Annotated in this window: 23 protein-coding genes, 2 tRNA genes and 1 pseudogene; 11 read left to right on the forward strand and 15 right to left on the reverse strand. The window is 69.7% G+C overall.

The window, feature by feature from the left end; all coding sequences use genetic code 11:
- Positions 1-27 precede the first annotated feature (27 nt).
- The 6 genes from FV218_RS10790 to FV218_RS10815 all read left to right on the forward strand — a co-directional run bounded on the left by FV218_RS10790 (position 28) and on the right by FV218_RS10815 (position 5,262).
- Entirely contained in the window at positions 28-1,167 is a 1,140-nt protein-coding gene (locus FV218_RS10790) for a Re/Si-specific NAD(P)(+) transhydrogenase subunit alpha (protein WP_147709703.1), read from the forward strand.
- Between the two features lie 17 nt (positions 1,168-1,184).
- On the forward strand, positions 1,185-1,634 hold the full coding sequence (locus FV218_RS10795) for a proton-translocating transhydrogenase family protein (RefSeq protein WP_056096581.1): 450 nt from the start codon (positions 1,185-1,187) through the stop codon (positions 1,632-1,634).
- Between the two features lie 4 nt (positions 1,635-1,638).
- Positions 1,639-3,039 (forward strand): NAD(P)(+) transhydrogenase (Re/Si-specific) subunit beta, encoded by a 1,401-nt coding sequence (locus tag FV218_RS10800; RefSeq protein ID WP_056096578.1) that lies wholly within the window; start codon positions 1,639-1,641, stop codon positions 3,037-3,039.
- Positions 3,040-3,263: 224 nt separating this feature from the next.
- Positions 3,264-4,946 carry a single-stranded-DNA-specific exonuclease RecJ gene (recJ, locus tag FV218_RS10805; RefSeq protein WP_246685073.1) on the forward strand — a complete coding sequence of 561 codons (1,683 nt, stop codon included), beginning with the start codon at positions 3,264-3,266 and terminating at the stop codon, positions 4,944-4,946.
- Between the two features lie 81 nt (positions 4,947-5,027).
- A tRNA-Tyr gene (locus FV218_RS10810) sits at positions 5,028-5,111 on the forward strand.
- Positions 5,112-5,188: 77 nt separating this feature from the next.
- A tRNA-Gly gene (locus tag FV218_RS10815) sits at positions 5,189-5,262 on the forward strand.
- A gap of 283 nt (positions 5,263-5,545) precedes the next feature.
- Here FV218_RS10815 and FV218_RS10820 read toward each other — a convergent pair.
- Entirely contained in the window at positions 5,546-6,424 is an 879-nt protein-coding gene (locus tag FV218_RS10820) for an SDR family oxidoreductase (RefSeq protein WP_147709705.1), read from the reverse strand.
- Between the two features lie 71 nt (positions 6,425-6,495).
- Between FV218_RS10820 and FV218_RS10825 the strand changes: the two genes are divergently transcribed.
- Positions 6,496-7,152, forward strand: a complete 657-nt coding sequence (locus FV218_RS10825) for an SOS response-associated peptidase (protein WP_056096569.1) — start codon at positions 6,496-6,498, stop codon at positions 7,150-7,152.
- Between the two features lie 149 nt (positions 7,153-7,301).
- Here the strand turns inward: FV218_RS10825 and FV218_RS10830 are convergent, their stop codons facing one another.
- Both FV218_RS10830 and FV218_RS10835 read right to left on the reverse strand, forming a co-directional pair.
- A complete protein-coding gene (locus FV218_RS10830) occupies positions 7,302-7,646 on the reverse strand; it encodes a hypothetical protein (RefSeq protein ID WP_147709706.1) in 345 nt (114 codons plus the stop codon).
- Between the two features lie 16 nt (positions 7,647-7,662).
- Positions 7,663-7,938 carry a PilZ domain-containing protein gene (locus tag FV218_RS10835; RefSeq protein WP_147709707.1) on the reverse strand — a complete coding sequence of 92 codons (276 nt, stop codon included), beginning with the start codon at positions 7,936-7,938 and terminating at the stop codon, positions 7,663-7,665.
- A 321-nt stretch (positions 7,939-8,259) separates the two neighbouring features.
- Between FV218_RS10835 and FV218_RS10840 the strand changes: the two genes are divergently transcribed.
- Positions 8,260-8,850, forward strand: a complete 591-nt coding sequence (locus FV218_RS10840; RefSeq protein ID WP_147709708.1) for a PAS domain-containing protein — start codon at positions 8,260-8,262, stop codon at positions 8,848-8,850.
- A 222-nt stretch (positions 8,851-9,072) separates the two neighbouring features.
- On the opposite strand, the gene FV218_RS10845 is transcribed toward FV218_RS10840, so the two are convergent.
- From FV218_RS10845 to FV218_RS10895, 11 genes are all read right to left on the reverse strand, one after another.
- Positions 9,073-9,294, reverse strand: coding sequence for a hypothetical protein (locus tag FV218_RS10845; protein ID WP_147709709.1), 222 nt, complete (start codon positions 9,292-9,294; stop codon positions 9,073-9,075).
- Positions 9,295-9,456: 162 nt separating this feature from the next.
- Entirely contained in the window at positions 9,457-9,663 is a 207-nt protein-coding gene (locus FV218_RS10850) for a hypothetical protein (protein ID WP_147709710.1), read from the reverse strand.
- 563 nt (positions 9,664-10,226) lie between these two features.
- Positions 10,227-10,481, reverse strand: a complete 255-nt coding sequence (locus tag FV218_RS10855) for a hypothetical protein (RefSeq protein ID WP_147709711.1) — start codon at positions 10,479-10,481, stop codon at positions 10,227-10,229.
- A 49-nt stretch (positions 10,482-10,530) separates the two neighbouring features.
- Positions 10,531-11,013, reverse strand: coding sequence for a hypothetical protein (locus tag FV218_RS10860; RefSeq protein ID WP_147709719.1), 483 nt, complete (start codon positions 11,011-11,013; stop codon positions 10,531-10,533).
- 134 nt (positions 11,014-11,147) lie between these two features.
- Entirely contained in the window at positions 11,148-11,675 is a 528-nt protein-coding gene (locus FV218_RS10865; protein ID WP_147709712.1) for an Hsp20 family protein, read from the reverse strand.
- Positions 11,676-11,938: 263 nt separating this feature from the next.
- A complete protein-coding gene (locus FV218_RS10870; protein WP_147709713.1) occupies positions 11,939-13,729 on the reverse strand; it encodes a monovalent cation:proton antiporter-2 (CPA2) family protein in 1,791 nt (596 codons plus the stop codon).
- A 48-nt stretch (positions 13,730-13,777) separates the two neighbouring features.
- Positions 13,778-14,716 (reverse strand): pirin family protein, encoded by a 939-nt coding sequence (locus FV218_RS10875; RefSeq protein ID WP_056096557.1) that lies wholly within the window; start codon positions 14,714-14,716, stop codon positions 13,778-13,780.
- Between the two features lie 93 nt (positions 14,717-14,809).
- A complete protein-coding gene (locus FV218_RS10880) occupies positions 14,810-15,646 on the reverse strand; it encodes an alpha/beta hydrolase (RefSeq protein WP_147709714.1) in 837 nt (278 codons plus the stop codon).
- A gap of 188 nt (positions 15,647-15,834) precedes the next feature.
- Complete coding sequence (locus FV218_RS10885) at positions 15,835-16,461, reverse strand: response regulator (protein WP_056096550.1); 627 nt, start codon at positions 16,459-16,461, stop codon at positions 15,835-15,837.
- 80 nt (positions 16,462-16,541) lie between these two features.
- Positions 16,542-16,931: a response regulator gene (locus tag FV218_RS10890; protein ID WP_147709715.1), complete on the reverse strand. Its 390-nt coding sequence runs from the start codon at positions 16,929-16,931 to the stop codon at positions 16,542-16,544.
- Positions 16,924-18,408 carry a PAS domain-containing sensor histidine kinase gene (locus FV218_RS10895; RefSeq protein ID WP_147709716.1) on the reverse strand — a complete coding sequence of 495 codons (1,485 nt, stop codon included), beginning with the start codon at positions 18,406-18,408 and terminating at the stop codon, positions 16,924-16,926. Before FV218_RS10895 ends, FV218_RS10890 begins: the two co-directional genes overlap by 8 nt.
- A 104-nt stretch (positions 18,409-18,512) precedes the next feature.
- On the opposite strand from FV218_RS10895, the gene FV218_RS10900 reads away from it, so the two are divergent.
- The 3 genes from FV218_RS10900 (at position 18,513) to FV218_RS10910 (ending at position 22,258) form a co-directional block, all read left to right on the forward strand.
- Positions 18,513-19,409 carry an AraC family transcriptional regulator gene (locus tag FV218_RS10900; RefSeq protein ID WP_187273023.1) on the forward strand — a complete coding sequence of 299 codons (897 nt, stop codon included), beginning with the start codon at positions 18,513-18,515 and terminating at the stop codon, positions 19,407-19,409.
- A 155-nt stretch (positions 19,410-19,564) separates the two neighbouring features.
- On the forward strand, positions 19,565-20,548 hold the full coding sequence (locus FV218_RS10905) for an AraC family transcriptional regulator (RefSeq protein WP_246685072.1): 984 nt from the start codon (positions 19,565-19,567) through the stop codon (positions 20,546-20,548).
- 30 nt (positions 20,549-20,578) lie between these two features.
- Positions 20,579-22,258, forward strand: coding sequence for an FAD-dependent oxidoreductase (locus FV218_RS10910; protein WP_147709718.1), 1,680 nt, complete (start codon positions 20,579-20,581; stop codon positions 22,256-22,258).
- A gap of 13 nt (positions 22,259-22,271) precedes the next feature.
- Here FV218_RS10910 and FV218_RS10915 read toward each other — a convergent pair.
- Positions 22,272-22,566, reverse strand: a pseudogene (locus FV218_RS10915) (cytochrome c); the annotation flags it as partial.

Below are 22,566 nucleotides of genomic sequence, written 5' to 3' on the forward strand. Positions count from 1 at the left end.
GAACGATCGCCGAGGGGGACTTCCTGAATGCGCATCGCTGTCCTGACAGAGTCTGATCCCGCGGAGCCGCGGGTCGCGGCGGTGCCCGAAACGGTCAAGAAGTTCATCGCCCTCGGGGCCGATGTGACCGTTCAGTCCGGTGCCGGACTGACGGCCGGCGTCCCGGATGCCGATTACGAGGCCGCGGGGGCCACGGTCGCATCCTCGGCCCAGGACGCGGCGAACGACGCCGACCTCGTCCTCAAGGTCCGCCGCCCCAACGCCGACGAGATCGGGCTGCTGAAGCGCGGCGCCACCGTGGTGGCGATCATGGACCCCTACGGCAACGAGGCCGCCCTGGGCGAGATGGCGCAGGCCGGCCTCGACACCTTTGCCATGGAGCTGATGCCCCGCATCACCCGCGCGCAGGTGATGGACGTGCTCTCGAGCCAGGCCAACCTCGCCGGCTACCGCGCCGTAGTCGACGGCGCCTCCGAGTACGGCCGCGCCATGCCGATGATGATGACGGCCGCCGGCACCGTGCCCGCCGCCCGCGTCTTCGTGATGGGCGTCGGCGTCGCCGGCCTCCAGGCCATCGCCACGGCCCGCCGCATGGGTGCCGTCGTCACCGCCACGGACGTGCGCCCTGCCACCAAGGAACAGGTGGAGTCCCTGGGCGCCAAGTTCGTGGCCGTCGAGGACGACGAGTTCAAGCAGGCCGAGACCTCGGGCGGCTACGCCAAGGAGATGTCGGCCGAGTACAGGAAGAAGCAGGCCGACCTCGTGGCGACCCACATCGCCAAGCAGGACATCGTCATCACCACGGCCCTGATCCCCGGCCGGCCGGCGCCGCAGCTCGTCTCCGCCGCCATGGTCGCGACCATGAAGCCCGGCTCGGTGCTCATCGATCTCGCGGTGGAGCGCGGCGGCAACGTCGAGGGCGCCAAGGCCGGCGAGATCGTCACCACGGATCACGGCGTGAAGATCGTCGGCCACCTCAACGTGCCCGGCCGCCTCGCCGCCACGGCGTCGAGCCTCTACGCGCGCAACCTCTACGCCTTCGTGGAGACCCTCATCGACAAGGAGGCGAAGTCCCTGGCGGTGAAGCGGGACGACGAGCTCGTCAAGGCGACGAACCTGACCCATGACGGGCAGGTCGTGCATCCCGCCTTCCAGACCAAATTCTGATCCCGCCGGAGGATACGATGGCCACGCTTCCCCCCGATCAGGCCGCCGAGCAGGCGCGCGCCGCCGCCGCCGCGGCCCGAACCGCTGCCGACATCGCGCAGCAGCACGCCCTCCAGGCGCAGAAATACGCCGACGGCCTCGGACACGGCCTCTCGGCCGTCACCCACGGCGCCGTCGATCCCACGGTGTTCCAGCTCGCGATCTTCGTGCTGGCGATCTTCGTCGGCTACTACGTGGTCTGGTCGGTGACCCCGGCGCTGCACACCCCGCTCATGTCGGTGACCAACGCCATCTCGTCGGTGATCATCGTCGGCGCCATCTTGGCCGCCGGCGTGCCGCTCCTCGAGCACGGCACCGGCTGGGCCCGCTTCTTCGGCTTCCTCGGCATCGTTCTCGCCAGCGTGAACATCTTCGGCGGCTTCCTCGTCACCCAGCGCATGCTCGGCATGTACAAGAAGAAGGCCTGAGACGATGTCCCAGAACGTCTCCGCCCTTCTCTACATCGTCTCCGGTGTCCTGTTCATCATGGCGCTGCGGGGGCTCTCGCACCCGACCACGTCGCGGCAGGGCAACCTGTACGGCATGGTCGGCATGGGGCTCGCTGTCCTCACCACCCTCGTCGGCCATCCGCCGGCGGGCTTCGGCGCCTGGATCCTGGTGATCCTCGGCCTCGGCCTCGGCGGCGGGGCCGGCGCGGTCATCGCCAAGCGCGTGCCCATGACGGCCATGCCCCAGCTCGTGGCGGCCTTCCACTCCCTCGTCGGCCTCGCGGCCGTGGCGGGCGCGGCCGGCACCCTCTACGCGCCGCAGGCCGTGGGCATCCTCGAGAACGGCCACATCCACAAGGAGTCGCTGTTCGAGATGGCGCTCGGCGTCGCCATTGGCGCCATCACCTTCACGGGCTCCGTCATCGCCTTCGCCAAGCTCGACGGGCGCATGTCCGGCAAGCCGATCATGCTGCCCCAGCGCCATGCCCTCAACATCGCCCTGGCCATCGCCCTCGTGGGCCTCATCGCGGTGTTCATCGGCACCGAGAGCAAGCTGGTGTTCTGGGTCATCGTCCTACTGTCGTTCGCCCTCGGCGGCCTGCTCATCATCCCCATCGGCGGCGCCGACATGCCCGTCGTCGTGTCGATGCTGAACTCCTACTCGGGCTGGGCGGCGGCCGGCATCGGCTTCACCCTGGGCAACCTCGCGCTGATCATGACCGGCGCCCTCGTCGGCTCGTCCGGCGCGATCCTGTCCTACATCATGTGCAAGGCGATGAACCGATCGTTCATCTCGGTCATCCTCGGCGGCTTCGGCGGTGACGCCGCGGCGGGCGCGGGCGGCGGCGCCGTCGAGACCCGGCCGGTCAAGCAGGGGTCCGCCGACGACGCGGCCTACATCCTGAAGAACGCCGAGCGCGTCATCATCGTGCCGGGCTACGGCATGGCGGTGGCCCAGGCCCAGCATTCGCTGCGCGAGATGGTCGACATGCTCAAGAAGGAGGGCGTCGATGTGAAGTACGCCATCCACCCCGTCGCCGGCCGCATGCCGGGCCACATGAACGTGCTCCTCGCCGAAGCCAACGTGCCCTACGACGAGGTCCACGAGCTTGAGGACATCAACGGCGACTTCCCGCAGGCCGACGTCGCCTTCGTCATCGGCGCCAACGACGTCACCAACCCGGCCGCCAAGACTGATAAGGCCTCGCCGATCTACGGCATGCCGATCCTCGACGTCGAGAAGGCCAAGACCGTTCTGTTCATCAAGCGCGGCATGGGCTCGGGCTACGCCGGCGTCGAGAACGAGGTGTTCTTCCGCGACAATACCATGATGCTGTTCGGCGACGCCAAGAAGGTCGTCGACTCCATCGTCAAAAACCTCTGAGCCCGGCGCGGGCCTCGCCCGCGCCGCCAGGACAGCGTACGGGGTCGGCGTCCATCGCCGGCCCCGTCGTCGTTTTCGCGTGAGCCGGGCCGGCTGGACTGGAGTAGGGTCCCCCCGTGTCAGCCGAGATCCCCCGCGCCTTCCTCGATGTCTCCCGCTCGGTCCTCGGGCGGCCGTGGCGCGACCGCTGCGCCGATCCGGCGCTCCAAGCCTACGCCGCCACCATGACCCAGGCCCACGGCCTGCCGGACCTCCTCGCCCGGGTGCTGTCGGGGCGCGGCATCCGTCCGGCGGAGTCGGACGCCCATCTCAATCCGCGCCTGCGCGACCTGATGCCGGACCCGGACTGCCTCGTCGACATGGCGGCGGCGACCGACCGCCTCGCCCGTGCCGTGTCGAGCCGGGAGACCGTGGCGATCTTCGGCGACTACGACGTCGACGGGGCCGCCAGCGCCGCGCTCCTGGCCGGCTATCTCCGCGGCTTCGGTCTCGATGTCCGCATCCACATCCCCGACCGCATCACCGAGGGCTACGGCCCCAACGTCGCCGCCGTCACCGCCCTGTGGGAGGCCGGCGCCACCTTGCTCGTCTGCGTCGATTGCGGCACCAGCGGCCACGCCCCCCTGGAGGCGGCCCGGGCTCTGGGCCTCGACGTCCTCGTCCTCGACCATCACGGCGCCCCCGAGACCCTGCCGCCGGCCCGCGCCGTGGTGAACCCCAACCGCCTCGACGACCTGTCGGGCCTCGGCCATCTCTGCGCGGCGGGCGTGGTGTTCCTCACCCTGGTGGCCCTCAATCGGCGCCTGCGCCGGGACGGCGTCGCGGACCTGCCCGACCTCGCCGCCGCCCTCGACCTCGTGGCGCTGGCCACCGTCGCCGACGTGGTGCCCCTGACGGGCCTCAACCGCGCCTTCGTGGTCCAGGGCCTCAAGGTGATGCGCGGGCGCGGGCGCCCCGGCCTCGCCGCCCTCCTCGACGCCGCCGCCTTGAGCGAGGCGCCGGAGGCCTGGCACCTCGGCTACCTCGTTGGGCCACGCATCAATGCCGGCGGGCGCATCGGCGACGCGGGCCTCGGCGCCCGCCTGCTGACCACCCACGACGCGGCGGAGGCGGCCCGCATCGCCGCCGAGCTCGACCGGCTCAACCGCGAGCGCCAGGTCATCGAGGCCCAGGCCGTCGCCACCGCCGAGGCCGAGATGGACCATGCCCTCACCGGCGACCCCGAGCGCCCGGTGCTGGTGGCGGCCTCGGCCGACTGGCACCCGGGCGTCGTCGGCCTCATCGCCGCCCGCCTCAAGGAACGCTTCGGCCGCCCGGCCTTCGCCTTCGCGCTCCGGCCCGACGGCACCGCCACGGGCTCGGGCCGTTCCATCCCGGGCGCCGATCTCGGCCGGGCCGTGCGCACCGCCGTGGAGGCCGGCCTCGCCCTCAAGGGCGGCGGCCATGCCATGGCGGCCGGCGTCACCCTGGCGGGGCCCGACACGGGCGCGTTCGCCGCCCACCTCGCCGCCGACTTGGCCCAGGCCGTCGGCGAGGCCCGCGCCGTCGAGGCGCTCCTCCTCGACGGCACCGTGAGCGCCGGCGGTGCCACGGCCGAGATGGTGCGCCTGCTCCAGCGCGCCGGCCCGTTCGGTTCGGGCGCGCCCGAACCGGTCTTCGCCCTGCCACGCCACCGCATCGTCGATGCGGGGATCGTCGGCAACGGCCACGTCCGGGCTCGCCTGCGCAGCCGCGACGGCCAGGCGGTGGGCGCCATCTGCTTCCGGGCGGCGCAGGGCCCCCTGGGCCAGGCCATCCTCGCCGGCATCGGCCGCGAGTTCCACGCCGCCGGCACCCTCGCGGTGGACACCTGGCGCGGCGCCGACCGCGCCCAGGTCCGGATCTGCGACCTCGCCCCCATCGATTGAACCGATCCGCCCGCGATCCCCGTTGACACCTGCGCGGGGCCTCATCATAAGGACCCGCGCGCTGCCCACGGGCGGCGGTTTGGGGGAATGTCCCGAGCGGCAAAGGGGGCGGACTGTAAATCCGCTGCGTAAGCTTCGTAGGTTCGAGTCCTACTTCCCCCACCAAACCTCTAGCGAGATCGCGGGCGACGGTTCCGGCTCCCTGTCTCGACCCTCGGTGATCGTGCTATACGGTCCCCGATGCGGGTGTAGCTCAATGGTAGAGCAGCAGCCTTCCAAGCTGAATACCCGGGTTCGATTCCCGGTACCCGCTCCACTTTCCCCTATCGAAAGGCCCTCCGGCTTCAGCCTGATATGGCATGGGGGTGATTTCCGTCGGCTGACGGCCTGGGCAGTGGATACCACAAGGATATCGCCGACGAATCGGTTCCGGGCCGCGCGCTGACTCTGTCACCCCGATGGGACCGGCACTTGTCGTCCCGGCAAATCGGACCCGGGGCGTCGTTCGGGGGCTGCCGTGAAGAACTCCTGTCGCAGTGCATCCTCCGCCTGACGCGTCAGCGGCGATGATGCTCCATCACACTCCGGCCCTCGCGCACCTAGTACATCGGTGTACCACCGGTGACGGGAACCAGCGCGCCGGTCATGTAGCTGCCCTCGCGCGACGCCAGAAGCACGTAGGCCGGGGCGAGTTCCGCCGGCTGCCCGGCACGCCCCAGCGGCGTGTCCTCTCCGAGTTTCTCGATCTGCTCCGGGCTCTTCACGATGGGCTGAATCGGGGTCCAGATCGGGCCGGGCGCGACGCAGTTCACGCGGATGCCCTTGGGTGCCAGGAGGTTCGACAGCCCGATGGTGAGGCTGGCGATGGCCCCCTTGGTCGCGGCGTAGATCAGCATCGTGCTGTCGGCGATCTTGGCCTGCTGGCTCGTCGAGTTGACGATGGCCGAGCCCGGCTTCATGTGCGGAACCGCCGCCTGGCAGAGGTAGTACATGGCGAACACGTTGGCCCTGAACGATCCCTCGAGATCCTCTGCCGTCACGTCGTCGAGGTCCTGGTTGACCGTCTGCGCGGCGGCGTTGTTGACGAGGATATCGATGCCGCCGAGGGCCTTCACGGTCTGCGCGACCAGATCGCGACAGTGCGCTTCGTCCCGCAGATCGCCCGGCAACAGCACGGCTCGGCGTCCGGCCTTCTCGACCCAGTGGGCGGTCGCCTCGGCGTCGGACTGCTCCACGGGCAGATACGAAATCGCGACATCCGCGCCCTCGCGCGCATAGGCGATGGCCACCGCCCGGCCGATCCCGCTATCGCCGCCCGTGATCAGCGCGACCTTTCCTTTGAGCAGGCCCTTGCCGATGTAACTGTCCTCGCCGTGATCCGGAGCGGGCGTCATCCGCGAGGTCAGGCCCGGACGCTCCTGCTGCTGATCGCCGGGGAAGGGCGGCCGCGGGCCGGAATTGCGAGGGTCAGAGGTCATCGTCTGTCTTTCCTGAAGCCTTGGCCAACGTGGCAGACGCAGGTTCGTGGCTGCGACAGAATGGAACGCGGATGTGCAACCTCTACAGCCTGGTGACGTCGCAGGCCGAGATCCGGGATTCCTTCGGCGTCTCGTCCGATCGCACCGGCAACCTGCCGGCGATGCCGGGGATCTTTCCCGACCAGCGTGCGCCCATCGTGCACGTCGGCGCGGACGGCGAACGCGTGATGGAGATGTTCCGCTGGGGCATCCCCGGTCCGAAGCAGTTCGGCGAGCACCCCGTCACCAATGTGCGCAACGTGAAGAGCCCGCACTGGCGGCCCTGGCTCAAGCCGGAGTTCCGCTGCCTCGTGCCGGTCTCATCCTTCAGCGAGTACGCCGACACCAAGCCGAAGAAGACCCCGACGTGGTTCGCCCTCGACGACGAGCGTCCGCTGTTCGCCTTCGCCGGCATCTGGCGGTCGTGGACGGGTGTGCGCGGCACGAAGGCCGAGAACCCCGACCGCGTGGAGGAAGAGCACCGCCTGTTCTCGTTCCTGACCTGCGAGGCCAACGGCATCGTCGGCCCCGTCCACCCCAAGGCCATGCCGGTGCTGCTGACGACGCCTGAGGAATGGAGCACCTGGCTCGCAGCCCCCACGGAGATCGCTCTGGAGTTGCAGCGGCCGCTACCGGACGCTCGGATGCGGATCGTGGCGCAGGGCGCGCGGCGCGATCCGGCGGAGTAATCCGCTGAATCCTTAGGCTTTCACGCACGCGGCGCCGCACGTTCCCCGGCTGAGGTTCAGGGCGTTTGGGTTCAGTGTGATCACCGCTCTGATGATCACCGCCAGCCGGCCCATGAGGATCTGGTGATGGGTGGTACCGGTCGGCGGTTCTATCCGTGCGTCAGGGCCACACCGATTTCGCCGACGCTTCGCCACGCTATCTGTGCCATCATCTGCTCAGCTTCGATGATCAAAATAAAAGTGTCCGGTATTCCCAAGACGCTCAAGACCTTCAATCTCGCGCCGCCTTCCGAACGATCCACGAGAGTGCAGGTGATGGGTAGTCCGAACTCAGGTTTAATGATCGCGACGCCCGACGCGGCATACCGAACACTGGATCTTTTTTCATGCGATCCGGCCGGCACAGTAGAGAGGCTTGAAATCTCTGACAGGCAACGGTCTGCCCAGCTGTCGTCAGGCACAGTAAAAAGCTGATCAAGCACACCTTTCGACATTCGGCGCTCCCCTGTCTCAATCGTTGCAGATCACATCGCCGTCAGAATCGATCCAAGCGTCAATCACTTCGTCTGTCCTGCGTATGGTCTTGCAAGGATAAGATTTATTAAAGTCAAATGAAAATAGAACGAAATCAATCGGAACCGTGCTTGAATCGAGCATAATCAGGCGGACCCCCAAATCCGTTGCGCATTGAATGACGCAGCCTTTGTGAGTGTGCTCATCGATACCAATGAAGCCGAATACGTTTTCGCCCCCTTCGAGTGGGGTATCCCATGCCGTTGCAGTCATCCGAGGTCCTTCAGAATGGGGCGCGGAATCAAGCCTTCTGACCCGTACTAGGGCAGCATTCTGTTGGGATTGTGCGAACAATTCAACTCAAATGCGAATTCTTAGGGAGATTCGGATCGACACGCGCCTGGCGGCATCACAGCATGCCTGACGTTGATCCTTGAGAACGGGGGAGGGGACGGCATCTGGTTCCGCCAGCGGAAAGACGGCACCCGGGACGAGCATCAGGCGGATCACCTAATGGCGCGGGAAGTCGCCCGGCGCCCGAAGGGAACATGGCAACTGAAAGCCAGTTAGAATCTATTTTGCAGGAACCACCCCATGCCGGCACGTGGAAAGCGCGAAAGGGTTGTGAGTGCAGAAATCCAGTCTGCGCTCGAAGCATCGGGTTTCGTGGGCACGTGGGAAAATGATCTCCGTGCCGATTTGGTTTACCTGTCTGGCTCGTTGATCGAACTGCTCGGGATCGCGCCTGAAAACGCATCGTGTGGAGTGCCACTGGCCGCGTTTCTGGCCGGCATTCATCCCGATGACCAGGACCGTGTGTCAGCCCTCGCTCGCGACGCGCATGGGTCGGTTGGGCGATTTGCGGCGCAGTTTCGGGTTATTCGTGCCGATGGTGCCGTACATTGGGTTTCGGCGCGTGGCCAAGTCGAGGCAGATGAAGAGGGGCAAGCAGTCCGTTGCCTTGGCATGGCCGTCGACATCACCAATGCTCACGTTGACCACAATGACGGAGAGCTGCGAATATTCATGATCGAACGCCTCGTCGATAGCCTTATTCCTTTGAGAAATGTTTTAGCTCAGGACAATTCGAGCATTCTCAGAATGTTGATCGATATGTTGTTGCTTGAGCTAGGAAAAGAATTATCCAAGCCCACATATGGTGTTGCCTCACAGCACCTGCATTGACCCGGCAGCAGCGCCCGCAGCGTAACCGACGAGGCCTGACGCCGCCGCACCCGCTTCGCGTGATGCGAGACGCTTTCCCCCGCGACCCCACCCACGCGCATCCGTGCGAATGGCCAGGGAACCGAGACGGGGATGCGCATGTCCCATGCCCCTCGAGCCCGGGGCAGAGCTGCCATGAGCCCATCCACGCAATCGGTTGTCCTGACCGGTCTTCTGGGACGCTCAGCCAACCAGCCAGTGAAGGGCGAGCATCGCCACCGCGCCTACGATGGCCATGCCGAGCAGCGTCACGCTGCTCACTTGGTCTACCTTGTCGACGGTGTTCCCGGCTCGGTGCTCGGATTTCATCGAGGTGCTCTCGGGCCCTGCGCGGTTGGCGCTGGCGTTGATGGCGCTGGTGGCAGGCCGGCCGGCATCGGCGGTGGGGTAGGTGCTGACGGTCATGGATGTCTCCTGTCTATCAGGAGGGGCAACGCCCGACTCGCCCCAGATATCGTGATTGAGGGGTGCGACTCGATCGCGAGGCGACCCTGTCCATCGATGGCTGAAAAGTGGCCGTCGACCCTGCCACGGCCCTCACGAGCTGTCCTGACCACCGACAGCTGTTCAGCTCATGGTCCAACGGAAGCCGAGCATCGCCACCGCTCCGATGATCGTTAGCCCAAGCAGCAATGTGGCGATGGCGTGAACGCCTTTGTCTTCGGCGTCGAGCTCGGGTTCCGCAGCGCCTTTGTCGAATCGCGTGCGCTCTGCATGGGTTTCGCGGACATGGGTCGTGGGTCGTCTTGCGTTGGTGTAGGGGCGACTGGTCATGAATCCTGTTGGGTCGTGCCTGGGTAGGGACGTGCAACGCATCGGAAGCCAGAGGGATCGGACACAAGCGTGTGACTCGATCGCGGGTCGGCCCGGTCTACCGCCATAGGGAACGTGCCGTGGGGCGGGTTTTCCATATTGAAAACACTCGTGAAGGCCCGCGAATGGCTGGTCAGCCAGAGAGTGGGCGACCAATTACTCATCGACCGAGGGTGGATGCCGGCCGGGCGGCATCAGTCTCGAGGGAATGTCGCTGCTCTTTGGTGCCGCGACCGACGCAGCTTCCGAAGGCGTCATCAACGAAGATATCGAAGGGCCGGTCACACCGATCGCACGCCATGAGCGAAGCGCCGACCGTAGCGGTCGCGAACTGCAGCACGACCAAGCCTGCACACAGCGTTAGGCGACCGAACCACCGTCTCGATCTCTTTTGCTCCGGCGCCTGGTCGGCTTTAGCCAGTCCTCGCAAGCCCTGGATCTCGTTCGAAATGGGAGCCGAGGGCATGCCTCGCCTACGCTGAGCGTTGTCCGCCTCGATCCGCAATCGCCGGTAAGCCGCCAACTCATCGGCCGTATACCCGCCTTTGCGTCGTCCGAAAATCCGTTCCGCTCGTTCCATATCGCTCGCTCGAAGTGATCTGTTCATTGCTGACGATCGAATCGCGCAACTGCTCGACCAACTTTCGAGACCGGATCAGGCTCACTGCGGGGTGCAGCGGCATCATGATCATGGTTTTCGATTCCTTCGCGCCAACGTGATGCGCCGGCCCATCGCCATTGAATGGACTCAGGGACGACGGCCCGATGCCGGGCTGCATCGGGCCGTCGTCGCTCTGGCGGTGTTCGGTCCGGCATCGGGACCTCTTGTCAGGCCGGGATCACGGCGGCCCGTGCGTCGCTCGGCGGGGTCTTCGGACGTGGCATGGCGGCCGCCGGGCAGGGCGGCGGATCGTCGTCGTCGTCGCGTCGCCGCGGGCGAACAGACCGGTGCAGCTCCACCAGGCGACGCAGGCGGCGCGGGAAGGGGCGCGTCGGTCGGGCGTCGGTCGAGCGTCGGGACATCCGGTCGAGTTCGCCGAGGGCCGCGAGGACGGCGTCGACGGAGACCGGTTCGGCCCTGCTCCCGACGAGGCAGCGCAGGTTCGGGGCGTGCTCGAGGGCGCTCGCATCCGACGCCCAGGAGGCGAGGATCGCGCGCTTGTCCCCCGGCGAAAGCCCGGGGTGGGCCAGCACCTCCCTCGGGTGGCGGAAGACATCGCCGGGCGCGACGAGGGCCTGCCACGCCTCGAACGCGGCCGGGTGCGCGCCGGCGGGGTTCATGGCGCCGGAATTCATGGCGCCGGAATTCATGGCACCGGAGTTCACGGCGCCGGAACGGGAAAGATACGTCTCCATCATCGATCATCCTTCCTGAACGCATGGGTTGGATGGGCGGTGTCCCCCGCGCGGGTACGCGGGGGACATTCGACGGACAGAACGCAGGCTTAGGCCGCTTGGCGCTCGGCCTCGATCCGAGACTGCGGGTTGTCCCGGCCCGAAGCATCCTGGTCGATCGCATCCCGGCCCGAGGCATCTTGGCCGATGGTCGGCTGAGCCCCGCCGATGGGGATGCGCCGGGGCTTCAGGGTCTCGGGCACCTCGCGCTCGAGAGCCACGGTCAGCAGACCGTTCTCGAGGGTCGCGCCGATGACCTTCACGTGGTCGTCCAGGCTGAAGGTCAGGCGGAAGGCCCGGGCGGCGATGCCGCGATGCAGGAGCCGGCGCTCGCCCTCGGACGACTTCCTCTGGCCGGTGACCACGAGGGTGGTGTCGTGCTGGGTCAGATCGATCTCGTCGGGCGCGAAGCCGGCGACGGCCATCGTGATTCGGTACGCGTCGTCCGCCACCCGCTCGATGTCGTAGGGCGGCCACGTCGAGGACGTCTCGGCCTGGGTCGCCTGGTCCAGCAGCGAGAACAGGCGGTCGAAGCCGACGGTGGAACGGTAGAGAGGGGAAAAATCAAGGGTCCTCATGACCACATCCTCCTTGGAGCAACGTGATGACAAGGGTCGCCGGCTGCCTGATCCGGCGCCCGTTCAGCGAGCCGAAACCCGGCCTCGCGCACACGAAACGCGGTTGCCCGCCCCCGGTTCCCAAGAAAATTGCGTTCCCAAAAGATTGCGGTTTTGGCGGCTGAGTCCACTGGGGCCGTGTCGATGCTCACGGGGGAACGACCGCAACCCGCTCCGAACGGCGTGTCGAAGGTGTCGTGACACGGGGGGAGGATCATCGCCCATCAAAGCCGCCGCTCTTCCAAACGCCCATCCCCTTCGGGCCGGGCGCGGCCCGAATTGCCATGGATCAGCTCGCGGCCGGCATAGACGCCGCCGACGGTTTCCAGGGCGAGGCGTTCGGCGTCGCGGCGGCGGATTTCCGCCATGGCCGCCCGGGCGGCGTCGGGATCGTCGCCGAGGGTCCGGAGCGCCTGCTCGCCAAAGGCCAGGGCCGATTCAAGGGTTTCCCGGAGCTGATACGCGACACCCGCCTGGAGGAGCGCGATGGCGTGCTCGCGGTCGCGGGCGCGGGCGAGGACGGGCACCAGGGGGAACTCGGCCTTCGCGATCGCGGCGATGCGCCGGGCGGCGTCGCGGTCGTCGATGCAGATGAGGATGGCCCGGGCCGTCGCGGCGCCCGCCGCGTGCAGGATGTCGAGGCGGGCGCCGTCGCCGTAATAGACCTTGAACCCGAAATCCTCCGCGACCCGGATGGCGGCCGGGTTGGTATCGATGATGGACAGGGAGCACCCGCGGGCGATCAGCGGCTGGCTGACGATCTGACCGAAGCGGCCGAACCCGACGATGAGGGCGCTGCCGGCGAGGTTCTCCGGAACCTCGACGCCGTCCGTGGAGGCGGTCGCTTTGGGGCCGAGGCGGTCGAAGGCGATCACCATCAGGGGGGTGACGGCCATGGACAGGATGACGGTCGCCGTCAGGATCGCGTTGGTGGGGCCGTCGATGATCCCGGCGCCCGCGGCGGCGGCGTAGAGCACGAAGGCGAACTCGCCGCCCTGCGCCATCAGGGCCGCGCGCTCCGTCGCCTCGGCGTGGCCGGCCCGCAGGAGGCGCGCGACGGCGTAGATGACGAGGCTCTTCACCACCATGTAGGCGGCGACGCCCGTGAGGATGAGGGCCCAGTTCGCCGCGATCACGGTGAGATCGAGGGACATCCCGACCCCGAGGAAGAACAGGCCGAGGAGGATGCCGCGGAACGGCTCCACATCGGCTTCGAGCTGGTGACGGAAACTCGATTCCGAGAGCAGGACCCCGGCGAGGAACGCCCCCATGGCCATGGACAGGCCGCCGAACTGCATGGCGAGGGCCGCGCCGAGCACCACCAGGAGGGCCGCCGCCGTCATCACCTCCCTGGCCTTCGCCGCCGCCAGCAGGCGGAACATCGGGTTGAGCAGCCAGCGTCCCGCCGCCACGAGGGCGGCCACGGACAGGAGGGCGAGCCCGACGGCGTAGGCCCGGTCCGCCGTGCCCGTCGCCGCCCCGCCCGGCGCGAGGAAGGCGACGACGGCGAGGAGCGGCACGATGGCGAGATCCTCCAGCAGCAGGATCGCGACGATGCGCTGGCCCTTCGGGGTCGAGAGCGACCCGCGCTCCTCGAGGAGCTGCATGACGATGGCCGTCGAGGTCAGCACGAAGCCGGTGCCGGCGACGAAGGCCACGGCGAGGGAGAACCCGAGGGCGAGGCCGACCAGGGTCAGGGCGGCGATGGAGGCCCCGACCTGCGCGAGCCCGAGGCCGAAGATCTCGCGCCGCATGCCCCAGAGCCGCGACGGCTCCATTTCGAGGCCGATGAGGAACAGGAACATCACGACGCCGAGCTCGGCCACGTGCAGGATCGCGTGCGCGTCCGTGAACAGGCCGAGGCCGAAGGGCCCGATGCACAGGCCCGCCACGAGGTAGCCGAGGACCGAGCCGAGGCCGATGCGCTTGAACAGCGGCACCGCGATCACCCCCGCCGCCAGCAGGGCGACGACCTGGACGAGGTCGCCGGCGGCGCCCGATGCGTCAGCAGCCATGGAGTCTCGACCTCGGTGAAGGGGGGATGCCCGCCGGCCGCCGCACGCTCAAGGATAGCGCACGGGCTTGGGGTCCTCGGGCAGGGGGATGAACTCGGACTCGCCCGGAACCGTGTCGAAGCGGGCCCGGCGCCAATCCTCCTTGGCCTGCTCGATGCGCTCGGGGCGCGACGAGACGAAGTTCCACCACAGGTGGCGCGGCCCGTCCATGGGCTCGCCGCCGAGCACCATGAAGCGGGCGGTCTGCGTCGCCCGCACGCTGATGCGGTCGCCCGGCCGGAAGACCAGGAGTTGGCCCGGCCCGAAGCCGTCGCCGGCGATCTCGATGGCGCCCGAGACGGTGTAGATCGCGCGCTCGTCGTAGTCGGGGTCGAGGGGCAGGACCGCTCCCGCCTCGAGGGTCACGTCGGCGTAGACCATCGGGCTCGAGGTCCGCACCGGGGATTTCGCACCGAAGGCCTCGCCGGCGATGAGCCGGACGGTCTTGCCCTCGCCGGTCAGGACCGGCAGCGCCCCGGCTTCGTAATGCTCGAAGGCTGGGGCGGCTTCCTCATCCCGGCCGCTGAGGGCGACCCAGCTCTGGAGGCCGAACAGGGTCGAGCCGGTCTCGCGCAGCGCGCTCCCCGTGCGCTCCGAATGGGTGATGCCCCGGCCGGCCGTCATCCAGTTCAATTCGCCGGGGCGGATGGACAGTTCGGTCCCGAGGCTGTCCCGGTGCATGATCTCGCCCTCGAACAGGTAGGTCACCGTGGACAGGCCGATATGCGGGTGCGGCCGCACGTCCATGCCCTGGCCGAGGAGGAATTCCGACGGGCCCATCTGGTCGAAGAAGATGAACGGGCCGACCATGCGGCATTCGGTGGAGGGCAGGGCCCTGCGCACGGCGAACGAGCCGAGGTCGCGCGAGCGCGGGATGATCAGGGTCTGGATCGCGTCGCAGGTGAAACGATCGCCCGGAATCGGATCTTCGGCACCGTGCCAGCTCATGGGGATCTCCTGTCTCTGGTGCCCGACACGACCGGACGCCGCGCGCTCCGGCGCCGGGGGGCGGGGGCGCTTGGCGCGCCCCCCGCCCGGCGCTCAGGCCTTCACGAAGGCCAGCAGGTCGGGGTTGATCACGTCGGCGTGGGTGGTGAGCATCCCGTGGGGCAGGCCCGGATAGGTCTTGAGCGTGCCGTTCTTCAGGAGGGTGACCGATTTCAGCGCCGCAGCGGCGATGGGGACGATCTGGTCGTCCTCCCCGTGCAGGATCAGGGTCGGGACGGTGATGGCCGCGAGGTCCCCGGTCTGGTCGGTCTCGGAGAACGCCTTGATGCCGTCGTAATGGGCCTGGGCGCTGCCGGTCATGCCCTGGCGCCACCAATTCTGGATCACGCCGGGCAGGGCGGTCGCGCCGTCGCGGTTGAAGCCGTAGAACGGCCCGCTCGCGACATCGAGGAAGAACTGGGCGCGGTTGGCGGCGGTGGCCGTGCGGAAGCCGTCGAACACCTCGAGCGGCAGGCCGTCCGGGTTGGCGTCCGTCTTCAGCATCAGCGGCGGCACGGCCGAGACCAGCACCGCCTTGGCGACGCGGCCGGCGGGCTCCCCGTGCCGGGCCACGTAGCGGGCGACCACGCCGCCGCCGGTGGAGTGCCCGATATGCACGGCGTTCCACAGGTCCAGGGCCTCGACCACCGCGAAGGCATCGGCGGCGTAATGATCCATGTCGTGGCCGCCATCGACCTGCGCCGAGCGGCCATGGCCGCGCCGGTCATGGGCGACGACGCGGTAGCCATGCTGGAGAAAGAACAGCATCTGCGCGTCCCAGTCGTCCGACGACAGCGGCCAGCCGTGGTGGAACACGATGGGCTGGGCGCCCTCGGGGCCCCAATCCTTGTAGAAGATGTCGGTGCCGTCCTGGGTGGTGAGGGTGGCCATGGGGATGTCCTGTCTCGAAGGAGGGGGATGTCACGGGCCGACCCACCCGCGATCCCCCGGCGACCGCCGACCCGAGCTATGGCCGCGCCGGCGCGGCCCGGCTTGCCGATTCCCGCCGCGGTTTGAAGGAAAGCGGCATTGTTCGCGCAGCCCGCCGCCGATTCTCCGGCACCCCGAAAGAACCCTCGTCAGCGCTGGCGCGTCGCCGCCAGTCCGAGCCGGTCGGCGGCGCGGACCAGGTCGGCCAGGGACCGGACCTGCATCTTCTCCATCACCCGCCGCTTGTGGACCTTGGCGGTGATCTCCGTGATCCCGAGTTCGCCGGCGATCTGCTTGTTCATCAGGCCGCCGATGGCGCACAGCATCACGTCCTGCTCCCGTGGGGTCAGGGAGTCGAGGCGGTCGGCGAGGGCGCGCCGGGCCGTGCGGGCGGACAGGGCGGCGGCGTCGGCCTCCAGCGCGCGGGTCACGGCCGCGAGGAGCACGTCCGCCAGGACGGGTTTGGTCAGGAACTCGACGGCACCGCCGCGGAGGGCCCGGACGGTCATGGGGATCGTGCCGTAGCCGGTCAGGAAGATGATCGGCACGGTGCTGCCCGCCGCCCGCAGGGCCTCCTGAACGGCAAGGCCGTTCGCGTCGGCGAGGCGCACGTCGAGGACGATGCAGTGCGGGGCGGTCCGGGCATCGCAGAGGGCGAGATCGGACGCGTCCCGGTGCCCCAGGGCCGACAGCCCGGCCGAGCGGCACAGGCGGATCAGGGCCGCGCGCAGGGTCGGATCATCGTCGACGATATGGACCGTTGCCTCGGGCATCATCCTCGCGGCCGCACACGCGTTCGTTACCGTACACGCGTGCGTACCATCGTTTCGCGCCGGCGCGAATTGTTCGCCTCCCGTTAGGGGTTTCCGGCGGAACCGAGGGCGACGGTGAGGCAGTGCTCGAACTGTTCGGCATCGAACGGCTTGGCGAGGTAGGCGAAGGCGCCCAGCGCCAAGGCCCGCGCCCGGCCGGCCTCGCTCGGATAAGCCGTCATGACGAGGACGGGGAGGGCGGGACGGCGCCGGCGAAGGATGCGCAGGAGGTCGAGGCCGGAGAGGCCCGGCATCTGGAGATCGGTGACGATTGCGGCGATCCGGAGCCCCGAGGGGTCGGCGAGCAGGGGCTCGGCGCCGTCGAACAGGGCGGGGACGTAGCCGAGGGCGCGGGTCAGCCGGCCGAGGGCGGTACGGATCGCCGGATCGTCGTCGACGATGGCGACCACGGCCCCCGCGGCGACGTCAGGCATGGGAGACCGGCAGGGTGAAGTGGAAGGCGGCCCCGCCGCCGTGCGCCGCATCGACCCAGATGTCGCCGCCATGGGCATCGATGAGGTTGCGGCAGATCGCGAGGCCCATGCCCATGCCGCCGACCTTGGTGGAGTGGAACGGCTCGAAGATCCGGGCCCGCCGCTCCGCCCCGATGCCCGGACCGGTATCGCTCACGGCGACGGCCACATGGCCGTCCCGCCGGGTGATGGCGACGGTGATGTCGCGCGGGCCCACCCCCGCCGCCATCGCCTGCGCGGCGTTGACGAGGAGGTTCACGAAGACCTGCTGCAGGCCGATGCGGTCGGCCGCGATCCGGGGGACCTCGCCGCCGGCGGCGAGGTGGACGCTCGCCCCGAGGGCCCGCAGCTCCCGTTCGACGAGGAGGTTCGCGTCACGGGCCGCCTGGAGCAGATCGACGGCGTCGAAGACCCGCGGCGCGTTGCCGAGATACGACCGGGTCCGGGCGATGACGTCGCGGGCCCGCGTCGCCGCGGCGACGATGTCGTCGAGGGCGGCCGTCGCCTCGCCGAGATCGGGCTGCGGTCGCCGGAGCCAGCGCAGGGCCGCCTGCGCATTGGCGACGATGACGGCCAGGGGCGAGTTGACCTCGTGCGCGATAGAGGCGCTGAGCGCACCGATGGTGGTGATCCGCGAGGCGCGCGCCAGCTCGGTATCGGCGAGTGCGAAATGCCGCTGCGCCTGCTTGAACGCCGTCACGTCGAGGGCCGTCACGACGATCTCGGCGAAGCCCGCGAGGTCCGAGGGCAGCATCGCGGTGAACAGCATGTCGACCTCGCTCCCGTCGGCGCGCCGCACGTGGGCCTCCGAGCGGAAGAACCGGTCGCCCCGGCCAAACGCCACGATCCACTGGACGAAGGTCTGGTCGGTGTCGGGGAGCAGGCGGTCGAGGGGCCCGAGACAGGCGGCCTTGTCGGGGGCGCCGGTCTCCTCGAGGGTGAAGGCGTTGACGTCGGTGATGAGGACTCGCGCGCGCAGGGCGCGGAGCTCGTCCGGGTGGCTCGCGAAATGGCATTCGAGGTCGGTGATCCCGGCGCGCCGGAGCGCCATGACGGCCTCGCCCACGGCGGTCCAGTCCTCGCGCCACAGGGCGATGCCGGCCCGCTCGAACAGCGTCGTCAGCCGGGCCCGGCTGGTTTCGAGGGCGCGCTCCGACCGCATGACCCGGACGGCCGCCGCGCCCACGGCGAGGCCCGCGATGCCGGCGATGAGCGGCGTCGCCGGTCCGGACGGGGTCGCCGCGGCCCAGCCCGCCGCGGCGGCGAGGATCGCGGGGGCGACCACCAGCAAAGCCACCGTGCCGGATCGTTCGAGGCGGACCCACCGCCGCTTCGGCGGCCGGGCCAGCATCCAGGCCGGCAGATCACCCGTGTCGACCGGGCCACCGTGCGGCGCGGCTTTCGCCCGGCTCGGCCACCGCGAAAACACCTGCGGCATGCTGCTCTTCCACCTCGGCCCGGCAGGGTAGCCGGCGCGGGCGCGCCGGTCTGCGATACACCTGTATAATGGCGGCCCCCGCACCCGGCTTGCACGATGCGCGCATGGATCTGCATCGGCACGGCGCGCACAAGTTCCCCCAGGCCGGGCTCCTCGCCTCCTCGGGCGGGCGCAACTGGCAGGGCGTCGCGGCCGAGCTGCGCAGCCATCCGGCCGGCGATCTGCCGGCCATCGTCCCGGCCCAGATGGAGATCACCCTGGCGACCCGGAGCAGTCCGGGCGCCCATGTGAGCCGGAAAGGCGACGGCATCCGCCAGCGCACGGCCGTCGAGGCCGGAACCATCTGGCTGTGTCCCGTCGGGGTCGGCGAGGACGACATCAACATCTCCGCGCCCCTGGCGGAGGTGCTGCACATCTATCTGCCGGCCGAGCGCTTCTCCGCCCTCGCCAGCCTCTACGGCGACGCCCGGATCCGGGCCGACGCGGTGCGCTATCTCGCCGACGTGCAGGACCCGCTGATCCGGCAGATCGGCCTGTCGATCCTGGGCGAGCTGACCCGCGAGAGCTCGGCGGGGCGGATGATGGTGGAAGCCGCCGCCCTGGCGCTCACGGCGCGGGTCGCGCAGGCCTACGGCCACGACCGCCCGGAGGCAGACGACCCGTTCTGCGGCGACCGCGACTGCCCGGAGCGCATCCGGCGGGCCATCGACTTCATCCACGACAACCTGCACCGCGACCTCGGCGTGACCGAGCTCGCCGCCATCGCCTGCCTGAGCCCGTTCCACTTCGCCCGCCTGTTCAAGCGGGTCACGGGAAAGACCCCCTGCACCTACGTCAGCGGCGCGCGGCTCGAGCGGGCGCGTCGGCTTCTGAGCGAACGCAGGATGTCCCTGGTCGAGGTGGCGCTCACATCCGGCTTCTCGAGCCAGGCCGCCTTCGGCACGGCGTTCAAGCGGGTCGTCGGCTGCACGCCCGGGGCGTACCGGCACCGCGCGCCCTGACGGGATCGCCGGGGCGCCCGCCTCCGACACGGCGGGAGAGGTCCGACCCGGCGGATGCGCAGGATCGCGACACGGCCGAGCAGGCCTGCGAAAGACCGAAGGTGCCCCGGCCCGCAGGGTTCACCCCTGCGGAGGTTCGTGCGGAGAGTCCCACCATGCAGCGCGACATCATCGTGCCCATAGCCCCGACGCCCCCGATCCGGCGGCCACCCGGCCCGCGGGGCACCGGGGCGGCCCCGGTCCGAATCGGCGGCCGGCCCTCCGGACCCGCGGGACTGCGGCCGGACGAGCGGGCCGACGGGATCGCCTTCGTGGATTGGCGGGCGACGGATTCGATGGACCGGGGCTCCCAATTCGTCCTGCCGCGCGACGGGCTGGTGCTGCAAATCCCCCTGGAACGCCGTCCGGGCCGCGTGTCCCACGCGGCACCCGAACGCATCTGCACCAGCGCGGTGACCCTGCTCGACATCCGCGCCCTGTCGGTACCCCGGGACCGCGCCGGCACCGTCCAGATCTGGCTGTCCAGCACGGTCCTGGGCGAGGTCGCCGACAGCATGGGGCTCGCCGACCTCGACCCGATGGAGGCCCTGAGACCCGTGCACGGAAGCATCCTGGTCGATCCCACCATCCACGACCTCGTGGCCAGCGCCGTCGCGACCCTCGACCGCCCGGATCGCGGGGCCGCCATCTTCCGCGTTCAGTTGGCCCGCGCCCTGGCGGCCCACCTCCTCGGCGTCCACGCCGAGTCCGGGTCCGCCGCCGCGCCCACCCGGGGCGGCCTGGCGCCGTGGCAGCTGCGGCGGGCGCAGGAGCGCATCCGCGCCGGACTCGGCGATGCACCGAACCTCCCGGCGGTGGCGGCGGAGTGCGGCCTGTCCGTGAGCCACTTCACCCGCGCGTTCCGCCGATCCGTCGGCACCTCCCCGCATGTCTGGCTGGTGCGCCAGCGCGTGGCCCGCGCCAAGGCCATGATGCGCCGGCAGGACCGGTCCCTGGCCGAGATCGCCCTGGCCTGCGGCTTTGCCGATCAGAGCCACTTCACCCGCGTCTTCGCCCGCGAGGCCGACATCAGTCCGGGCCGCTGGCGCCGGATGGCCGAGCCGGACCAGCGAATGCCCATCCGGGAAGACGCGTTCTGATGCGGGATCGTCGAAACAGGGGGACCAGCGATGCTTGAGCCCGACCCGGACGCCGGCGCGTCCGCCCTCGATCCGACCGACCCGTACCGGCGCGAGGCGCAGACGTTCCCGGTTCTCGGCCCCGACCTCGTCGCGCGCGTGGCCGCCTACGGCACCGAGGCGACGATCCCCGCCGGCGCGTTCCTGTATCGGCGCGGCGACCGCGCGGCCGACTTCGTCCTCGTCCTCGACGGCGCCGTGGAGACCTTCGACGAGGGGCCGAACGGGGAGCGCCACGTCCTGACCACCCATCAGGCCGGACAGTTCGTCGGGGAGACCAACTTCCTCAACGGGCGCGAATCCCTCGTCAGCAGTCAGGCCTGCGCCGATACGCGGCTGATCCGGATGCCCCGGGGCGAGTTCCGCCGGATGATGGCCGCCGAACCCGACATCGCCGAGATCGTGATGCGGGCCTTCATCCTGCGCCGCGTCGGGTTCATCCGGTACGGCCATGGCGGGGTGACGCTGCTGGGCTCCAGCCATTGCGCCGAGACCCTGCGCCTCCAGCGCTTCCTCACGCGCAACGGCTACCCGCTCCGCGTCGTCGCCACCGACCGCGATCCCGAGGCGGCCGGCCTGCTCCAGCGCTACGCCCTCGACGTCCACCGCCTTCCCGCCGTCATCGCGCCCGGCGGGGTCGTCCTCTCCAACCCGACGACCTGGGCGCTGGCCGACCGCCTCGGCCTGACCGAACCCATTGATGCCGCGACGGTGTTCGACCTCGCGGTGGTGGGGGCGGGCCCGGCCGGCCTCGCGGCGGCGGTCTATGCGGCGTCCGAGGGCCTCTCGACCATCGTCATCGAGCAGGAGGCGCCGGGCGGCCAGGCGGGGACGTCGTCGAAGATCGAGAACTATCTCGGGTTCCCCACGGGCATCTCCGGCCAGGCCCTCGCCGGACGGGCCCAGGTCCAGGCCCAGAAGTTCGGCGCCCGCCTCGCCATCTCGCGGGCGGCGAGCGGGCTGCACTGCGACGGCCGGCCGTACCGGATCGCCCTGGAGGACGGCGGGTCCGTGCGGGCGCGGGCCCTGGTGGTGGCCACCGGCGCCCGCTACCGCAAGCTCGACCTCGCCAACTACGATCGGTTCGAGGGCCAGGGCATCTACTACGCCGCGACGGGCATGGAGGCCCGCCTGTGCGAGCATCAGGAGGTGGTGGTCGTGGGCGGCGGCAATTCCGCCGGACAGGCCGCCATGTTCCTCTCCGGTACGGCGAGCCACGTCCATATCCTGGTCCGCGGCCCCGGCCTCGCCGCGACGATGTCGGATTACCTCGTCCGGCGGATCACGACCTCGAACCGGGTCACGGTGCATCCGTTCACGGAGGTCACGGGGCTCGACGGCGACGCCTTCCTGCGAACCGTGACCTGGCGCGACAGTCGAACCGGCCTCGCCGCGGCGCACGGCATCGGCGCCCTGTTCGTAATGATCGGGGCCGCGCCCAACACCGAGTGGCTGTCCGGCTGCCTGCCGCTGGACGCCAACGGCTTCGTCCTGACCGGGGTGGACGCCGAGGGCCGCGCCCTGCCGTCGCCGTTCGCGACGACGACGCCCGGCATCTACGCCGTCGGGGACGTCCGCTCGGGATCGGTGAAGCGCGTCGCGTCGGGCGTCGGCGAAGGCTCGGTGGTGGTGCAGACGATCCACCGGTTCCTCCATCCCGCCCTGAGCTGAGGCGCAGCCCGGATCAGCGCCCGGCCGCCGGGACGTCCGGGCGGGCGTCGGCGGTGAAACCGTCCCGGTTCGGCATCCGGACCCCCGCCAGGGTGCCGGCATCCAGCACCGCATCGTCGGGCAGGAGGCCGTTGCGGCTGAGGATGTAGGCGCTGAGGGTGTAGGTCTCGTCCGGGCCGAGGGATTGCGGCGCGTCGTAGGGCATGGTGCGGCGGATGTAGTCGAACAGGGTGGTGGCGTAGGGCCAGTAGCTGCCCACCGTCTGCACCGGCTTTGGCGTCGCCAGCGAGCCCCGCCCGCCCACGAGG

The sequence above is a fragment of the Methylobacterium sp. WL69 genome (genome assembly GCF_008039485.1).
In the GTDB taxonomy this organism is placed as follows: Bacteria; Pseudomonadota; Alphaproteobacteria; order Rhizobiales; family Beijerinckiaceae; genus Methylobacterium.

What these genes read in the sequence shown, in the direction of transcription:
- FV218_RS10795 (WP_056096581.1), top strand. Translation starts at nt 1,185, where the DNA reads ATGGCCACGCTTCCCCCCGATCAGGCCGCCGAGCAGGCGCGCGCCGCC.
- FV218_RS10840 (WP_147709708.1), top strand. Translation starts at nt 8,260, where the DNA reads ATGCCGGCACGTGGAAAGCGCGAAAGGGTTGTGAGTGCAGAAATCCAG.
- FV218_RS10830 (WP_147709706.1), bottom strand. Translation starts at nt 7,646, where the DNA reads ATGTCGAAAGGTGTGCTTGATCAGCTTTTTACTGTGCCTGACGACAGC.
- FV218_RS10900 (WP_187273023.1), top strand. Translation starts at nt 18,513, where the DNA reads ATGGATCTGCATCGGCACGGCGCGCACAAGTTCCCCCAGGCCGGGCTC.
- FV218_RS10905 (WP_246685072.1), top strand. Translation starts at nt 19,565, where the DNA reads ATGCAGCGCGACATCATCGTGCCCATAGCCCCGACGCCCCCGATCCGG.
- FV218_RS10800 (WP_056096578.1), top strand. Translation starts at nt 1,639, where the DNA reads ATGTCCCAGAACGTCTCCGCCCTTCTCTACATCGTCTCCGGTGTCCTG.
- FV218_RS10825 (WP_056096569.1), top strand. Translation starts at nt 6,496, where the DNA reads ATGTGCAACCTCTACAGCCTGGTGACGTCGCAGGCCGAGATCCGGGAT.
- FV218_RS10880 (WP_147709714.1), bottom strand. Translation starts at nt 15,646, where the DNA reads ATGGCCACCCTCACCACCCAGGACGGCACCGACATCTTCTACAAGGAT.
- FV218_RS10860 (WP_147709719.1), bottom strand. Translation starts at nt 11,013, where the DNA reads ATGAATTCCGGCGCCATGAATTCCGGCGCCATGAACCCCGCCGGCGCG.
- FV218_RS10885 (WP_056096550.1), bottom strand. Translation starts at nt 16,461, where the DNA reads ATGATGCCCGAGGCAACGGTCCATATCGTCGACGATGATCCGACCCTG.
- FV218_RS10850 (WP_147709710.1), bottom strand. Translation starts at nt 9,663, where the DNA reads ATGACCAGTCGCCCCTACACCAACGCAAGACGACCCACGACCCATGTC.
- FV218_RS10890 (WP_147709715.1), bottom strand. Translation starts at nt 16,931, where the DNA reads ATGCCTGACGTCGCCGCGGGGGCCGTGGTCGCCATCGTCGACGACGAT.
- FV218_RS10820 (WP_147709705.1), bottom strand. Translation starts at nt 6,424, where the DNA reads ATGACCTCTGACCCTCGCAATTCCGGCCCGCGGCCGCCCTTCCCCGGC.
- FV218_RS10910 (WP_147709718.1), top strand. Translation starts at nt 20,579, where the DNA reads ATGCTTGAGCCCGACCCGGACGCCGGCGCGTCCGCCCTCGATCCGACC.
- FV218_RS10790 (WP_147709703.1), top strand. Translation starts at nt 28, where the DNA reads ATGCGCATCGCTGTCCTGACAGAGTCTGATCCCGCGGAGCCGCGGGTC.
- FV218_RS10870 (WP_147709713.1), bottom strand. Translation starts at nt 13,729, where the DNA reads ATGGCTGCTGACGCATCGGGCGCCGCCGGCGACCTCGTCCAGGTCGTC.
- FV218_RS10865 (WP_147709712.1), bottom strand. Translation starts at nt 11,675, where the DNA reads ATGAGGACCCTTGATTTTTCCCCTCTCTACCGTTCCACCGTCGGCTTC.
- FV218_RS10855 (WP_147709711.1), bottom strand. Translation starts at nt 10,481, where the DNA reads ATGCAGCCCGGCATCGGGCCGTCGTCCCTGAGTCCATTCAATGGCGAT.
- FV218_RS10875 (WP_056096557.1), bottom strand. Translation starts at nt 14,716, where the DNA reads ATGAGCTGGCACGGTGCCGAAGATCCGATTCCGGGCGATCGTTTCACC.
- recJ (WP_246685073.1), top strand. Translation starts at nt 3,264, where the DNA reads ATGACCCAGGCCCACGGCCTGCCGGACCTCCTCGCCCGGGTGCTGTCG.
- FV218_RS10895 (WP_147709716.1), bottom strand. Translation starts at nt 18,408, where the DNA reads ATGCCGCAGGTGTTTTCGCGGTGGCCGAGCCGGGCGAAAGCCGCGCCG.
- FV218_RS10845 (WP_147709709.1), bottom strand. Translation starts at nt 9,294, where the DNA reads ATGACCGTCAGCACCTACCCCACCGCCGATGCCGGCCGGCCTGCCACC.
- FV218_RS10835 (WP_147709707.1), bottom strand. Translation starts at nt 7,938, where the DNA reads ATGACTGCAACGGCATGGGATACCCCACTCGAAGGGGGCGAAAACGTA.